At 60.7% G+C, this 14,681-nt stretch carries 12 protein-coding genes; 7 read left to right on the top strand and 5 right to left on the bottom strand.

Going from position 1 to position 14,681, the window contains the following annotated elements; all coding sequences use genetic code 11:
• Positions 1 to 11 precede the first annotated feature (11 nt).
• The 7 genes from POI8812_RS16145 (at position 12) to POI8812_RS16175 (ending at position 10,464) form a co-directional block, all read left to right on the top strand.
• On the top strand, positions 12 to 1,094 hold the full coding sequence (locus POI8812_RS16145; protein WP_108783628.1) for an ABC transporter permease: 1,083 nt from the start codon (positions 12 to 14) through the stop codon (positions 1,092 to 1,094).
• A gap of 5 nt (positions 1,095 to 1,099) precedes the next feature.
• Complete coding sequence (locus POI8812_RS16150; protein ID WP_108783629.1) at positions 1,100 to 2,779, top strand: ABC transporter ATP-binding protein; 1,680 nt, start codon at positions 1,100 to 1,102, stop codon at positions 2,777 to 2,779.
• A gap of 5 nt (positions 2,780 to 2,784) precedes the next feature.
• A complete protein-coding gene (nirB, locus tag POI8812_RS16155) occupies positions 2,785 to 5,220 on the top strand; it encodes a nitrite reductase large subunit NirB (RefSeq protein WP_108783630.1) in 2,436 nt (811 codons plus the stop codon).
• The gene (gene nirD, locus POI8812_RS16160) at positions 5,217 to 5,549 is read left to right on the top strand and encodes a nitrite reductase small subunit NirD (RefSeq protein WP_108783631.1); all 333 of its coding nucleotides are present in this window, start codon (positions 5,217 to 5,219) and stop codon (positions 5,547 to 5,549) included. The genes nirB and nirD overlap by 4 nt, the downstream gene beginning before the upstream one ends.
• A complete protein-coding gene (locus POI8812_RS16165; protein WP_108783632.1) occupies positions 5,546 to 8,173 on the top strand; it encodes a nitrate reductase in 2,628 nt (875 codons plus the stop codon). Before nirD ends, POI8812_RS16165 begins: the two co-directional genes overlap by 4 nt.
• 10 nt (positions 8,174 to 8,183) lie before the next feature.
• Positions 8,184 to 9,596, top strand: a complete 1,413-nt coding sequence (gene cysG / locus POI8812_RS16170) for a siroheme synthase CysG (protein WP_108783633.1) — start codon at positions 8,184 to 8,186, stop codon at positions 9,594 to 9,596.
• Between the two features lie 67 nt (positions 9,597 to 9,663).
• Complete coding sequence (locus POI8812_RS16175) at positions 9,664 to 10,464, top strand: citryl-CoA lyase (protein WP_211310418.1); 801 nt, start codon at positions 9,664 to 9,666, stop codon at positions 10,462 to 10,464.
• A gap of 6 nt (positions 10,465 to 10,470) precedes the next feature.
• On the opposite strand, the gene POI8812_RS16180 is transcribed toward POI8812_RS16175, so the two are convergent.
• The 5 genes from POI8812_RS16180 to POI8812_RS16200 are packed head-to-tail and all read right to left on the bottom strand — an operon-like array spanning position 10,471 to position 14,522.
• Entirely contained in the window at positions 10,471 to 10,728 is a 258-nt protein-coding gene (locus tag POI8812_RS16180; RefSeq protein ID WP_108783634.1) for a hypothetical protein, read from the bottom strand.
• Positions 10,728 to 11,486, bottom strand: coding sequence for a hypothetical protein (locus tag POI8812_RS16185; protein ID WP_108783635.1), 759 nt, complete (start codon positions 11,484 to 11,486; stop codon positions 10,728 to 10,730). Before POI8812_RS16185 ends, POI8812_RS16180 begins: the two co-directional genes overlap by 1 nt.
• Positions 11,486 to 12,553, bottom strand: a complete 1,068-nt coding sequence (locus tag POI8812_RS16190) for a Rieske 2Fe-2S domain-containing protein (RefSeq protein ID WP_108783636.1) — start codon at positions 12,551 to 12,553, stop codon at positions 11,486 to 11,488. Before POI8812_RS16190 ends, POI8812_RS16185 begins: the two co-directional genes overlap by 1 nt.
• Positions 12,550 to 12,915 carry a hypothetical protein gene (locus POI8812_RS16195; RefSeq protein ID WP_108783637.1) on the bottom strand — a complete coding sequence of 122 codons (366 nt, stop codon included), beginning with the start codon at positions 12,913 to 12,915 and terminating at the stop codon, positions 12,550 to 12,552. Before POI8812_RS16195 ends, POI8812_RS16190 begins: the two co-directional genes overlap by 4 nt.
• Positions 12,912 to 14,522, bottom strand: a complete 1,611-nt coding sequence (locus POI8812_RS16200; RefSeq protein ID WP_108783638.1) for a glutamate synthase-related protein — start codon at positions 14,520 to 14,522, stop codon at positions 12,912 to 12,914. Before POI8812_RS16200 ends, POI8812_RS16195 begins: the two co-directional genes overlap by 4 nt.
• Positions 14,523 to 14,681: the final 159 nt, after the last annotated feature.

Below are 14,681 nucleotides of genomic sequence, written 5' to 3' on the forward strand. Positions count from 1 at the left end.
GTCTTTGAGCGATGAGCACCGCAGATCCCCAGTTTGAAGCAGACGCCGCACGCGAAGCCCGCCGCGCCCGTCTGTTCACCCGCATCAACACCGCAGATAAATGGCTGCAGGTCATTGGATTTGCCTGGCTCACCCCTGTTCTCAAGGCGGCTGCGGGGGATAATCCGCGTGCGCAGGTCGGTGAAATCTGGCGCCAGCTGGGTGTTCCAGTCCTTGCGATTGTGGCGTTCCTGATGATGTGGGGCACGCTTGCTCCGACGGTGCAGACCTCCCTTGGCGCTATCCCCGGACCGGCACAAGTTTGGGAGGAAGCCGTCAATTTGCACGATGACGCGCTGGCGAAAGCCGCGCGGGCAGAGCAATTTCAGGCTCAGGTCGATGCACGCAACCAGCGCCTGATTGATGCCGGCCGCGCCGACGAAGTGCGCGACGTGCCCTACACGGGCGCGCCGAGCTATTATCAGCAGATCTGGACCTCCATTCAGACCGTATTCTTCGGCTTTATGATTGCCACCGTGATCGCGGTGCCGTTGGGCATTGCCGCTGGACTTTCTGCCACGGCGAACGCTGCGCTGAACCCGCTGATCCAGATTTTCAAGCCGGTTTCTCCGCTGGCATGGCTCCCGATTGTCACGATGGTCGTGTCCGCCGTCTACACCACCAATGACGGGCTGTTTGCCAAGTCGTTCCTCGTGTCTGCCATCACGGTGACACTGTGTTCGTTGTGGCCGACGCTGATTAACACAGCGCTTGGTGTGGCCTCCATCGACAAGGATCTCGTGAGCGTTTCCAAGGTTCTCAAGATGAACACTTGGACCAAGATTACAAAGCTCGTTCTGCCCTCGGCCCTGCCGCTGATCTTCACCGGCCTGCGCCTTTCTCTCGGCGTAGGGTGGATGGTTCTGATCGCAGCGGAAATGCTGGCGCAGAACCCGGGTCTGGGCAAGTTCGTGTGGGATGAGTTCCAGAATGGCTCCTCCTCCAGCCTCGCCAAGATCATGGTGGCTGTCTTCACCATCGGGATCATCGGCTTCCTGCTCGACCGTGTGATGTATGCGCTGCAATCGCTCTTCACCTTCTCGAACAACCGGTGATCGCAATGGGCATCCTTACTTTTGATAATGTGAACAAGGGCTTCGGCGAAGGCGCACACCGCGCCGAGGTCCTCAAGAACATCTCGCTGGACGTAGCAGAAGGAGAGTTCGTCGCGATCCTGGGCTTTTCTGGAACGGGCAAGTCCACCCTCATGAACCTGATCGCGGGTCTCGAAACCCCTGATACCGGTTCAGTCACGTTCAAGGGCGCACCGATCGAGGGGCCGGGGCCGGAGCGGGGACTGGTGTTCCAGTCCTACTCTCTGATGCCTTGGCTGACGGTGCAGGGCAACGTGATGCTGGCGATTGATGCTGTGCATCCGAAGCTGTCCAAGGCTGAGAAGGCAGAGAAAGCCGCGCACTACATTCAGATGGTGGGTTTGAGCCATGCGACGTCCCGGCGCCCGGCAGAGCTTTCGGGCGGGATGCGGCAGCGTGTCTCCGTCGCGCGGGCACTGGCCATGGACCCCGAGATGCTGCTGCTCGATGAGCCTCTCTCCGCCCTCGATGCGTTGACCCGTGCCAATCTGGCCGATGAGATCCTTGAGATCTGGGAGCGGGACCGCAAGACCTGCATTCTGATCACCAATGATGTGGATGAGGCGATCCTGCTCGCGGACCGCATTGTGCCGCTGAACCCCGATGGCACCCTTGGTGAGCCGGTGACAGTGAACATCCCGCGTCCGCGCGACCGGATGGCCATGAACACCGACGAGACCTTCAAGGCGCTGCGGGCCGAGGTGACATCATACCTCATGGATGTGGGCATTGAGGCAAAGGTCGAAGGATCGCGCGTTCTGCCCGATGTGACGCCAATCCATGGTGTTCCAAAAGCTGTGGCAGAGGCGGCGGCTTCGGGCGCGACAGAGCGCTATATGGATTTCAGCCAAGTTCATAAGGTCTACCCGACGCCCAAAGGTCCGCTGACCGTTGTGGAGGATTTCAACCTCAAGCTCCGCAAGGGTGAGTTCATCTCTCTGATCGGGCACTCGGGGTGCGGTAAATCCACCGTCCTGACGATGGCCGCGGGTCTGAACGAAATCTCCAAAGGGGTCATCGCCCTTGATGGACGTGGGGTTCTGGGGGCCGATCCAGAGCGGGCGGTCGTGTTCCAGTCGCCAAACCTTTTCCCGTGGCTCAGCGCGAAAGAGAATGTCGCGATTGGGGTGGACAAGGTCTATCCGCGCGCCAGCCAGGCCGAGCGCCAGGACGTGGTTGAGTATTATCTGGAGCGGGTTGGACTGGCTGACTCGATGGATAAGCAGGCATCATCGCTTTCCAACGGGATGAAGCAACGCGTGGGTATCGCGCGGGCGTTCGCGCTCAGCCCCAAATTGCTTCTGCTGGATGAGCCGTTTGGAATGCTCGACAGCCTGACCCGGTGGGAATTGCAGGAAGTGCTGATGGAAGTCTGGAGCCGCACCAAGGTGACGGCAATCTGCGTCACGCATGATGTGGATGAGGCGATCCTGCTGGCAGACCGGGTGGTCATGATGACCAATGGGCCGCAAGCCACCATCGGCAAGATCACCAATGTGGATCTGCCCCGCCCCCGCACCCGCAAGGCGCTGCTGGAGCACCCGGATTACTACACCTACCGGCAGGAAGTGCTCGATTTCCTTGAAGAGTTTGAACACGGCGCAAAACCGAAGCCCAAGCCGGCCTCGGCGATTGCCGCGGAGTGAGCGCAATGAAGAAGAACCTCGTTATCATCGGAGCAGGGATGGCCTCCGGCCGCCTGCTCGAACATCTCACCGATGCGCAAGGCGCGGACTGGGATGTCACGCTGTTCAATGCCGAGCCGCGTGGGAATTATAACCGGATCATGCTGTCGCCGGTTTTGTCAGGAGACAAAACCTATGACGAGATCGTCACGCATGATGACGATTGGTATGCTGAACGCGGCGTTACCTGCCGGTTCGGAGAGCGTGTCACCGGTATTGATCGCGCAGCGAAGATCGTGCGCGCACCCAATGGCGACGTCGCCTATGACAAGCTGGTTCTCGGCACCGGTTCTGATCCGTTCATCATCCCGCTGCCCGGGCATGATCTGGACGGGGTGATTGCCTATCGCGATCTGGAAGACACCGAAAAGATGATGGGGATGGGCGCTGGCAAGCGCGTCGTCGTCATTGGTGGTGGGCTGCTCGGCCTAGAGGCGGCAGCGGGTATGGCTGCGCGTGGTGCCGATGTGACGGTCGTCCACATCATGGGCCACCTGATGGAGCGTCAGTTGGATGAGGCGGCGGGCTACCTGCTCAAGACCTCTTTGGAAGGTAAGGGTATCTCGATCCGCCTGCTGGCAAATTCCCAGGCTATTCTGGGCGAAAACGGGCATGTCCGCGCACTGCAACTCGATACGGGCGAAGAGCTTCCCTGCGATCTGTTGGTGATGGCAGTGGGCATCCGGCCCTCAGTTGCATTGGCGAAAGAGGCCGGACTGGCCGTCGGACGGGGTGTGCATGTTGATGATCAGCTTGTAACCTCCGACGCAGATGTGCTGGCCGTTGGGGAATGCGTTGAACATGATGGCGCGGTCTTCGGTCTTGTTGCCCCGCTCTACGATCAGGCCAAAGTTGCAGCACAGACCCTGATGGGTGAAGACGCGTCCTTTGTGCAGAAATCGCTCTCAACCAAGCTGAAGGTCACAGGGTGTGATCTCTTCTCTGCCGGGGACTTTGCAGAAGGCGAGGGACGCGAGGACATCGTGTTCCGGGATCCATCGCGTGGCGTCTACAAACGCCTCGTCATCAAGGACAACGTTGTTGTGGGTGCTGTCATGTACGGCGACACGGCGGACGGGAACTGGTTCTTCGGTCTGATCAAGGACAAGACCGACATTTCCGACATGCGTGAGACGCTGATCTTCGGGCCTGCCTTTCAGGGAGGATCCCCCGCGGACCCTCTCTCAGCCGTTGCAGCCTTGCCGCTTGATGCGGAAATCTGTGGCTGTAACGGCATTTGCAAAGGTACGATTGTTGACGCCATTACCGCAGGATCGACCGAACTGGGCGCGGTACGCGCTACGACCAAGGCGAGTGCCTCTTGCGGCACGTGCACTGGACTGGTGGAGCAACTCCTCGAAGTTACGCTGGGCGATGAATATGCAGCGCCCGAAAATGCTGCGATCTGTGGCTGCACCGATCTAAGCCACGAGGACGTGCGACGTCTGATCAAGACGAAGGAACTGAAATCCCAGCCTGCTGTCTGGCAGGAGTTGGGTTGGACGACACCGAATGGGTGTCATGTCTGTCGTCCGGCAGTGAACTTCTACCTGCTCGCTGACTGGCCGGTGGAGTATCAGGACGACCCGCAAAGCCGGTTCATCAACGAACGCAAGCACGCCAACATTCAGAAGGATGGTACGTTCAGCGTCGTGCCTCGGATGTGGGGGGGCATCACCAACGCCAACGAGTTGCGCGCCATCGCGGATGCAGCGGACAAGTACAATGTTCCGACCGTGAAGGTGACGGGAGGTCAGCGGATCGACCTTTTGGGCGTGAAGGGTGAGGACCTGCCTGCGATGTGGGCTGATCTGAACCGTGCCGGTCTCGTCTCGGGCCACGCCTATTCAAAGGGCCTGCGGACGGTGAAGACCTGTGTTGGAACGGATCACTGCCGGTTTGGCACACAAGATTCCACCGGCCTTGGCATCAAGCTGGAGCGTGCATTGTGGGGGTCTTGGACGCCACACAAGGTGAAACTTGGGGTTTCAGGTTGTCCGAGGAACTGTGCGGAGGCCACCTGTAAGGATGTCGGCATCGTCTGTGTCGATAGCGGCTATCAGATCGGTGTTGGTGGTGCGGCGGGGATGGACCTCAAAGAGATCGAGCGTCTGTGTGAGGTCGAGACCGAGCAAGAAGCGATGGACGTCGTCATCGCCTTCACCCAACTTTACCGCGAGAACGCCAAATATCTCGACCGGATGTACAAATGGATCGCGAAAGTCGGGCTGGACTGGGCAAAAGAGCGCGTCGTCGACGACCTGGAAGAGCGTGCGGCCCTCGTCGAGCGTTTCGAGTTGAGCCAGTCGATTTACCGTCGCGATCCTTGGGCCGATGAGGCCAAGAAGGCGCAGCAGAAATACACGCCCCTTGCTGATCTGACATTGGAGGCTGCGGAATGAACTGGCTCGATATTGGTGCCGTCGACGATATTCCGTTGCGCGGCGCACGGATTGTGAAGACGAAGGTGGGCTGTGTAGCGGTCTTTCGCACGGCTGAAGCGGAGATCTTTGCGGCCTCCAACACCTGCCCACACAAGGGCGGACCGCTCGCAGAGGGCATTGTCCACGGGCAGAAGGTAACGTGCCCGCTGCACAACTGGGTGTTCGACCTGAACACTGGTGAGGCGCAGGGTGCCGATGAGGGTCGCATCGCGACCTATCCGGTTCGCATTGATGACGGACGCATTCTGCTGGATGCGACCGACCTTATGGCGCAACGCGCCGCATGAGTGCGGAGGGCGAAATCCGCTCTACCTGTCCCTATTGCGGGGTTGGGTGCGGGGTTTTGCTGCGAGCTGACGGGCGTGGGGGCCTAGAGGTGCGCGGCGACCCCGAACATCCCGCGAATTACGGGCGTCTTTGCTCAAAGGGCAGCGCGCTTGGGGAGACGTTGGGTCTGGATGGGCGCTTGCTTGCCCCGCGCATTGATGGGGTCGAGGCGGTTTGGGACGATGCGCTCGAACTGGTGGCTGATAAGTTCAGTGCCGCCATTGAGGAGCATGGTCCCGACAGTGTCGCATTCTACGTCTCTGGTCAGCTTCTGACCGAAGATTACTACGTCGCCAACAAGCTGATGAAAGGCTTCATCGGCTCAGCCAATATCGACACGAATTCCCGGCTCTGCATGGCTTCCACAGTGGCCGGTCATAAGAGGGCTTTTGGCACCGATACCGTACCGGGGACATATGAAGACCTGGAAGAAGCTGATCTGGTCGTGCTTGTCGGCTCAAATCTGGCCTGGTGCCATCCGGTCTTGCATCAGCGGTTGCTGGCTGCGCGCGCGAGACGGGGCACCCGGATTGTCGTGGTGGATCCCCGCCGGACGGCCAGCTGTGATGCTGCCGATCTTCATCTGGCATTGGAGCCGGGCACGGACGTCGCCTTGTTCAACCACCTTCTTGCTGCCATCGCGGATGCTGGCTTGATTGCCCCGGATCGGGCTGGTGCAGTCAACGGCCTGGATGAGGCACTCGCAGCAGCGCGTGCGACGGATGTTTCCGCCACTGGTCTGTCCGGCGAACATCTCGCACAGTTTTGCGCAATGTGGACCGGCACGGAACGGGTTGTGACCGTGTTCAGCCAAGGCGTGAACCAGTCGACGTCTGGTTCGGACAAGGTGAACGCGATCCTCAACTGTCACCTGGCCACACACCGTATCGGTCGGATCGGGATGGGCCCATTCTCTGTCACCGGTCAGCCCAACGCCATGGGCGGGCGGGAAGTCGGCGGCTTGGCCAATATGCTGGCCTGCCATCTGGACCTCGAGAACGCAGACCACCGGATGGTTGTTGGGTCTTTCTGGAACGCAGCGTCTGCGATTCCGAACGCTCCGGGCCTGAAGGCGGTGGATATGTTCAAGGCGGTCGGGGACGGGCGCATCAAGGCGCTGTGGGTCATCCACACGAACCCCGCCGTCAGCATGCCGGATGCTGATGCGGTGCGTGATGCCATTGACGGCTGCCCATTCGTGGTGGTCAGCGACATCACTGCGGAAACCGACACTGCGCGGCTTGCTGATGTGGTACTGCCTGCTTCGGGCTGGGCCGAGAAATCGGGGACAGTGACGAACACTGACAGGACGATCAGTCGCCAGCGCTCTGTCTTGCCCTCCCCCGGGCTGGCACGACCTGACTGGCAAATTCTGGCGCAGGTCGCGCAGCGCATGGGCTGGGTCGCTGCCTTCGACTGGCAAAGCCCGGCGGAAATTTTCCGTGAATATGCAGCGCTTTCTGCCGCTTCCGCGCAGTTCGGGCGTGACTTCGATATTTCGGGTCTGCAGGGGCTGGACGAAGCGGAATATGACGCTCTCTCCCCCACCCGATGGCCCGTGACCCGCGAAGGTGGACGCGAGCGGTTCTTTGCGGATGGTCGCTATTATCACCCGGATGGCAAAGCGCGGATGCTGTCGGTTTCCCAGCGTGGACCGGCGGCCCGGACGGGTCCGAAATATCCGTTCCGTTTGAACACGGGCCGTATTCGCGATCAGTGGCACACCATGACGCGGACCGCACGGGCGCCCCGGCTCTCCGCCCATCTGGCGGAACCGTTCCTTGATATCCACCCCGAGGATGCCGCGCAGCTGGGGCTAGCACCGGCGGCGCTGGTCCGGGTGCGCAGTCCACAGGGGCAGGCCATCTTCCGGGCGCGGCAGACAAACACGGTTGCGCGTGGTCAGGTCTTCGCCCCCATTCACTGGACCGGTGAAACCGCCCCGGCTGCCCGTGTCGACGCTGTCATTCCTTCGGCCCATGATCCGATTTCCGGCCAGCCGGAAAGCAAGGCTGCAGTTGTTGCGGTCGAGCCATTTGAGGCGATGTGGTACGGGTTTGCCGTCTCCGCTGAACCGCTGGCACCCACATGTGAATACTGGGCCAGAAGCCGGACGGATGCTGGGTGGCGTGTCGAGTTGGCTGGCCTTACAGCCCCGGAAGATTGGGAGCACTATGCGCGGGCGCTGTTCGGCCTCGACGATGTCGAGACGCAGATGGTCAGCGACCCGGCCCGCGGTGCGACACGGATCGCCTTTCACCGTGATGGCGTCCTTCTAGCCGCATTGTTCCTGTCGGATGAACCGGTCATTGCGATGCGCGACTATGTGGCGAGCCTGCCGGGAACGGCGGCCCCCGCTGTGTTGTCCGGGCGGCGGCCCGGCGATCAGCCCGATCCGGGGCCGATCCTGTGTGCCTGCCTGTCGGTTGGGATCAACACGATCCTTTCGGCCATCGAAGACCAAAACCTGATGAGCGTAGAGGCGATCGGCGCCGCCCTTGGTGCCGGAACAAATTGCGGCTCTTGCCGCCCGGAAATCGCAGAGCTGATTGGCCGCTCCACGCGCAAGATCGCTGCTGAATAGGAGTGAGGACATGAAGAGCTTTCCGATGTTCATCAAGACCACCAACCGCGATGTTGTCATCGCGGGGGGCGGGGAACAGGCGGCTCAGAAGGCGCGTCTGATCCTGAAAACGGATGCACAGATTGTCCTGCTCGCCCCAGAGTTGGATGCGGAATTGCAAGCCATGGTGGATCAGGGGCGCGCGGTTCAGGATGAAAGCGCGCCGAGTGTCGCACAGTTCGAAACGGCGGCCTTGGCGTTCATTGCAACGGGATGCCCGGCCCATGATGCAGCCTTGCATGCTCTGGCAAAGGCCGCACGGTGCCCGGTCAATGTGGTTGACCGGCCGGATCTTTGTGACATCACGACCCCGTCCATTGTCGACCGCGATCCGGTTGTGGTGGCAATCGGGACAGAGGGGACGGCCCCCGTCCTTGCGCGCCAGATAAAGACACAAGTTGAACGTTCGCTGGCGCCCTCGCTTGGGGGGCTCGCAGCCTTTGCAGGGCGGATGCGGGCCGAAGTTTCCCGCCGCGTTCCGCGCGACAATCGGCGCGCATTCTGGCGCTGGGTGTTCTCGGACAAGCCGCGTCAACAGTGGACAAGTGGAGCGGAGGCGCATGCGATCAGCACGATCAAGCGCGCCATGGATGCGGGCGGCGCCTTTTCGCAAGACACCGCAGGCTCTATCGCGCTGGTCGGTGCCGGTCCGGGGGCGCGGGACCTTCTTACGTTGCGCGCGGTGGAGCGCCTGCAAGAGGCCGACGTCATCTTTTATGACCGGCTCGTGTGCGAAGAGGTGTTGGAGCTTGCGCGACGTGACGCCGAACGCGTGTTTGTCGGCAAACATGTCGGTGCACATTCTTGGCCGCAGGAGCGCATCAACGAGGTGATTGTTGCCGAAGCCCTGAAAGGACGGCGGGTCGTGCGTCTGAAATCCGGCGATCCCGGCATTTTTGGCCGAGCGGCAGAGGAAATGGAGGCCGCCCGGGCGTCCGGGATCGACGTTGAGATCGTGCCCGGCATCACGGCAGCCTGTGCCGCTGCCGCCGCGGGAGGTGTCACACTGACCGAGCGGGGCACGGCCGACACGCTGGTTCTGGCCACTGGCATGGCGCGCGAAGGCGCACCTTTGCCAGACACTCTGCGCCATGCCGGGCCGGGTACGACCCTTGCGCTTTACATGTCCGTCGCACAGGCCGGGCGATTGTCTGATCAGTTGATTGCCGATGGCCTGCCTGCCGATGCGGATGTTTTGATCGGGTCTTCGGTTTCCAAGGCGGCCGAACAAATGATCTCAACAACTGTGGGTGCGCTTGCGCAGACACTGGAGGCGTGGCAGATCAAAGGATGCGCAGTTTTGCTGATCACGTGGCCTGCAAATGTCGAGCGCGTTGAACAGGCTGTGCCGACCTACGCCAAGCCGGTTTTGCAAATCGCGTGATGGCGACGCTTTGGACAGTTCCGCACGCATGATCTAGCCTTTCCCATTGAAGGCAGGAGGACAGATCATGGATGATCGGAAGAGTGTTCAGGACTGGTGGCGCACATCCATCATCGACATGGCGCCAGGACGCATCGCGTTTCGCGGCCGTCCGATTGAAGAGCTGATTGGCACGGTCTCTTTCCCGCAAATGATCTGGCTGATGGTTCGGGGGGACATGCCAAGTGCGGCGCAGGCTGCCTTGTTTGAGGCGGCTTTGGTTGCAGGCGTGGACCATGGGCCGCAAGCCCCCTCAATTTCGGCCGCGCGCATGGCGGCAACCTGTGGTGTTGGCCTGAACAACGCGATGGCAACCGGCGTCAACATGCTGGGCGATGTGCATGGCGGGGCCGGGGAGCAATGCGCCGAGCTTTATTTCGACATCGACCAGCGTATGTCTGATGGAGCGCCTCTTGATCAGGCAGTGGAGGCGGGGCTAACCGCCTGGCGCGCCAAATACGGAAAGATCGTCAGCGGGTTCGGACATCGTTTCCACAAGCCCGTCGACCCGCGCGCGCCCCGTCTGATGACTCTGGTGCGTGACGCAGCAGAGGCAGGAACAGTCAGTGGCCGCTTTGCAGATATCGGAGAGGCGGTTCAGTCCGTTTTGTCGGAAAGACAGCCCATCGCGATGAATATTGACGGCGCAACGTCGGTGATCTTTTGCGAGTTGGGATTTGCGGCACCCCTGTCACGCGGGCTGTTCTGCCTGTCCCGATCCGTTGGCATTTTGGCCCATGCCTGGGAGCAAACCCAACAGGGCGGCCGCAACAAGGGGCCGATGCCGCCGAGCTTTCTGCCGACATATGACCCTGACCCGCAGGTATGAGCCGCTCTAAGGATGCCGTGCTGCGGTAACCCGTTCGACGACCGAGAGTGCGACGAACACAATGCAAACCCAGATGGGCAAGGCGAAGGCCGCAAAAGGCGTGCCGCGAAGCCAGACGCGCAATGCATCTCCGCCCGGTGGTAGCTCTCTCAAGCCAAAAAGGCCCGGACGAGACCAGAGGTCAAACGGCCAGAACCGGGAGATGTAGAGCAAGACGGTCGCGGCAAGCAGCGTAAGAACGATGCGCAGGACGTGTGCGATCATCACAGGCTCTCCACAGTTTCAGGATCTATGATCAGCACGGGCATGCCGCCGCGGAGTGAGATTTCTCCTTCCGCTTCGACATAGAGGCCGACGAAGTCAATCAGATCCCGCCCAATGGGCGCGCCATCTGCTGTGCCGATCAGGAAAAATTCGTGTCCGTTGATGGGCTCGGATGCCACGAAGACAGGAGGCACCTCTCCAACAAGGCAGAGCTGAGCGCATGCGCGGTGTCCTATCCCGGTGCCGGGACGCATCGCGCCGGCCAGGCACTTGCCGTCACAAATCTCTCCGGATAACCGCCAGCGTCCCAACGGCTCAATATCCAGCGTGGGGGCTTCACCCTCTGCCGCCATGACGCCTCGCCGTCCCCCGGCGACTTGCAACATGCGCAAGTCGCCCCGGTCCAAGATGATGCCTTGCAATGTCGCAAGCGCGCCGTCGAAGTCAGAGACGCGATTGGCGACGCCGAACTTGCCCACACCCGCCAGCAGAATGGTTTCGCCCGCCGCGACAAGCTCACTCCCCTCCGTCACATGCAGGGTCGGGTAGGGGGCGAGTGTGATTGTGCCGGTCAGTGTTTGTCGGCCGAAGTCGAAGCGGTAGCCGGACGGCCCCGGATCTTCCTGTGTGACGCTCACGGCCCAACTGAAAAGGGGGAAGGCGAGGATGAGCAGGAGCGATACGCCTGCAAGAAACCAGCGCAGCGACTTTGGCGCGGGAAGGTAACCGACGAAAAAGGGGTCTTCTTTGTCAGACATCAGACGGTGTCCTTATTCGCAGGTGTGGCGGCCACGGGCTCCACATAAGTTCCAGGGGGATTGGGCTCGCTCCGGATTAGAACCTTGGCGCCATCGATGCGCAGGTCATAGGTCGGCACCGTCTCTGTGAAAGGTTCGGGCGAACGGCCATTCGTGACGTTGTATTGAAAGCCATGCCACGGGCAGGTGACCAGGCAATCAATGATCCTGCCTTCGCCCAGCGGACCGTTCTGGTGGGAGCAGGCGTTTGAGATCGCAGAAAGCTTTCCCTCTTGCCGAAAGACGGCGACGCGCTCTCCTGTTGAGAGAACGGCGACTTTTCCAAAGCCTTCTTCAACCTGATCTGCGTGGCACGCGACCTCCCAGCCGTCCTGTGCGATCGATGCAGCCGGGTCGCCCGCCCTTCGATCTTTCATCACTGCGGCCAGATGCAGGGCAATGACAAGTGCGCCAGACAGACCGAACGCAACCGTCAGCCCCGTTGCATGCCCATCTTGCAGAACGCCCAGGGCGACATGGCCTATCACGGCGGCATAGGCGGCGTAGATCAGGAAGTGCAGAGCCTTCCAAATCGGTGGTGTCAGGAATTTCATCCAGAAATCATGGCTGGTCAGTGCGAGGACACCCAGACATAGCAGGGCAAACAGGCCAAGGATCTCAAAGGGGAAGCCGCGCACCCGGTCAAAGGATGTGTTGGTCGACAAAAGCGCCTCGTAGGTCTCGATCGGCGTAAAAGAGAAGTACCATCCAAGGATCGCGTAGGCGTGGGTCAGCGCGATGAAGAATGCCATGACCCCGAAATGCCGGCGATTGTAGAGCAATGGCAAAAACCGCGCATCGAGCCGCGCGAGCGGGCCAATGCACAAAATGACCGTCAGCATAAAGAATGCGCACGCGCCAAAGGCGCGGGCTGTGCGGATCTGACCGGTGATCGGACGGTCATGGGCCAGCAGGTCCGGGCTGACAAACATGAAGAACCACAGAAACGCTGCGACGGCTGCCAGCATGACGGCGTCGTAGACATACTTGTTCGGGTTCCACTGAACAGGGATGTATTTGACGCTCATTGAGGGGCCTCCAGCAGAACGGGTGGCGTGAGCAACTCCGTGCTTTGCCGCGCGGCGAGTGCTGCAAGAAAGATCAGGGGGATCACGACGGCCAGAACCATCCAGGCTTGCGCATGGAATGCGCGCGGTGGCTGATGCCTTTTTGCCCAGTCGTCGCGGCCCGTCTCAATGATCCACCAGCGCCACAGAACAAGCGGCCAGATCAGGATGATCCCCGGAACCAAGAGTGGGCGAAAGACATAGGCGCCGCGCGCATCTTCATCCACGCGACCTATGCCGATGGTCAGAAAAAGAGCAGAGATGGCGAGCCCGATCCAAACCCAGATCTCAGCCATCAGCACAAGGGTGGCGGCAAAGCTCATCGCACGCCCCCATAGGCAACCCCGGCCAGATCCGACATTTCGCGCTTCCACGTGGTCAGGTCATCGATGTTGAAATCGGACAGGTGCGCGTGGCCGCAGGCGCGCGCCATGACGGCCATAAGATGCGTGCTGGCCTCAAAGAAGTTGGTCAACTGCTTGGCAGAGCTTTCAACAACAATACGGCTGGCCAGATGGGGTTTCTGGCTGGCGATCCCGACCGGGCAGTTATTCGTGTGGCAGGCACGCATTGCGATGCATCCAATGGCCTGCATGGCCGCATTCGAGACGGCAATCGCATCGGCCCCCATCGCCATTGCCTTTACGAAATCGGCGGGTTTGCGTAATCCACCGGTAATGACGAGTGAGACATCGCCCCGCCCGAGACTGTCCAGATGTCTGCGCGCCCGGGCCAGAGCTGGTATTGTCGGCACTGAGATATTGTCGCGGAAGATGATCGGGGCCGCACCCGTGCCGCCGCCGCGGCCGTCAAGAATGATGTAGTCGACACCTACCTCGAGGGCTGCGTCGATGTCCTTTTCAATGTGTTGGGCGGATAATTTGTAACCGATCGGGATGCCTCCGGTCCTGTCACGAACCTCATCGGCGAACTCTTTGATCTGTGCAGGATCGGTCCAATCCGGGAACCGGGCTGGCGAGATTGCGTCCTGACCGGGTTCAAGCCCACGGACCTCAGCAATTTTTCCCTTAACCTTTTCCCCTGGCAGATGGCCGCCCGTGCCGGTCTTGGCCCCTTGTCCGCCTTTGAAATGGAATGCCTGCACCTTTGCCAGCTTGTCCCAATCGAAGCCAAACCGCCCCGATGCAAGCTCATAGAAATAGCGAGAGTTCGCCTCCTGCTCTTCGGGCATCATCCCGCCTTCGCCTGAACAAATGCCTGTCCCCGCGTTCTCTGCCCCAATGGCGAGGGCCAGCTTTGCAGGCTCTGACAAAGCGCCGAATGACATGTCCGAGACGAAGAGCGGGATATCCAGCCGCAACGGCTTTTGCGCATTCGGACCGATCACGACATCCGTGCCGACCGGGTCGTCGTCCAGAAGCGGCGGACGATGGAGTTGTGCCGTCAGAAGCTGAATATCGTCCCAATCGGGCAGCTCCGCCCGTGGCACGCCCATCGCATCGACAACGCCATGATGTCCCGTCTTGCTGAGCCCGTTCTTGGCATAGCCCTGGATTAATCCCGTATACGGCTCTTCAGCCGTTCCGTGCGATGTGTCCGCATACAGGCCCAGATAGGCGTCGCGGTTGAAGGGTTGCGGGTTCTTGAGGGCCCACGCACCGATTTCATCGGCATCGACGCAGATGTCGTCGCCTTCAAGCCAGCTTTCGAACTTGGGCAATTTCTCATCATTTGCGTATTCGGAAACACCGCTGTCGAGCCTGTAGTCCCAGTCATGAACTCCGCAAATCAGGTTGTTGCCCCGCACAAATCCGTCAGACATCAGCGCGCCGCGATGCAGACATCGACCGTAGAAGACCGAGATTTCATCATCGAACCGAACGACGACGAGATCGACTTCCCCAACCAGCGCGTAAGCTGGCTTGCGGTCGGGAAGGTCAGAGAGTTGAGCGACGGTCGTTGGTGTCATGGAGCTTTGCTTTCTTGATTTTGTGCGGACGGATTTCCCACAGCTAGACGGGTCACGATGATAGCGGGGGTGAATGGGATAGGGGGAAATACTTTCGGGGCGCATCGGCGGACCGCTGCCGTGGTTCGGGCCGATGTGCCATCGCAACGGGTTGCATCT

The organism is Pontivivens insulae, assembly GCF_900302495.1.
In the GTDB taxonomy this organism is placed as follows: Bacteria; Pseudomonadota; Alphaproteobacteria; order Rhodobacterales; family Rhodobacteraceae; genus Pontivivens; species Pontivivens insulae.

What these genes read in the sequence shown, in the direction of transcription:
- POI8812_RS16145 (WP_108783628.1), top strand. Translation starts at nt 12, where the DNA reads ATGAGCACCGCAGATCCCCAGTTTGAAGCAGACGCCGCACGCGAAGCC.
- POI8812_RS16150 (WP_108783629.1), top strand. Translation starts at nt 1,100, where the DNA reads ATGGGCATCCTTACTTTTGATAATGTGAACAAGGGCTTCGGCGAAGGC.
- nirB (WP_108783630.1), top strand. Translation starts at nt 2,785, where the DNA reads ATGAAGAAGAACCTCGTTATCATCGGAGCAGGGATGGCCTCCGGCCGC.
- nirD (WP_108783631.1), top strand. Translation starts at nt 5,217, where the DNA reads ATGAACTGGCTCGATATTGGTGCCGTCGACGATATTCCGTTGCGCGGC.
- POI8812_RS16165 (WP_108783632.1), top strand. Translation starts at nt 5,546, where the DNA reads ATGAGTGCGGAGGGCGAAATCCGCTCTACCTGTCCCTATTGCGGGGTT.
- cysG (WP_108783633.1), top strand. Translation starts at nt 8,184, where the DNA reads ATGAAGAGCTTTCCGATGTTCATCAAGACCACCAACCGCGATGTTGTC.
- POI8812_RS16175 (WP_211310418.1), top strand. Translation starts at nt 9,664, where the DNA reads ATGGATGATCGGAAGAGTGTTCAGGACTGGTGGCGCACATCCATCATC.
- POI8812_RS16180 (WP_108783634.1), bottom strand. Translation starts at nt 10,728, where the DNA reads ATGATCGCACACGTCCTGCGCATCGTTCTTACGCTGCTTGCCGCGACC.
- POI8812_RS16185 (WP_108783635.1), bottom strand. Translation starts at nt 11,486, where the DNA reads ATGTCTGACAAAGAAGACCCCTTTTTCGTCGGTTACCTTCCCGCGCCA.
- POI8812_RS16190 (WP_108783636.1), bottom strand. Translation starts at nt 12,553, where the DNA reads ATGAGCGTCAAATACATCCCTGTTCAGTGGAACCCGAACAAGTATGTC.
- POI8812_RS16195 (WP_108783637.1), bottom strand. Translation starts at nt 12,915, where the DNA reads ATGAGCTTTGCCGCCACCCTTGTGCTGATGGCTGAGATCTGGGTTTGG.
- POI8812_RS16200 (WP_108783638.1), bottom strand. Translation starts at nt 14,522, where the DNA reads ATGACACCAACGACCGTCGCTCAACTCTCTGACCTTCCCGACCGCAAG.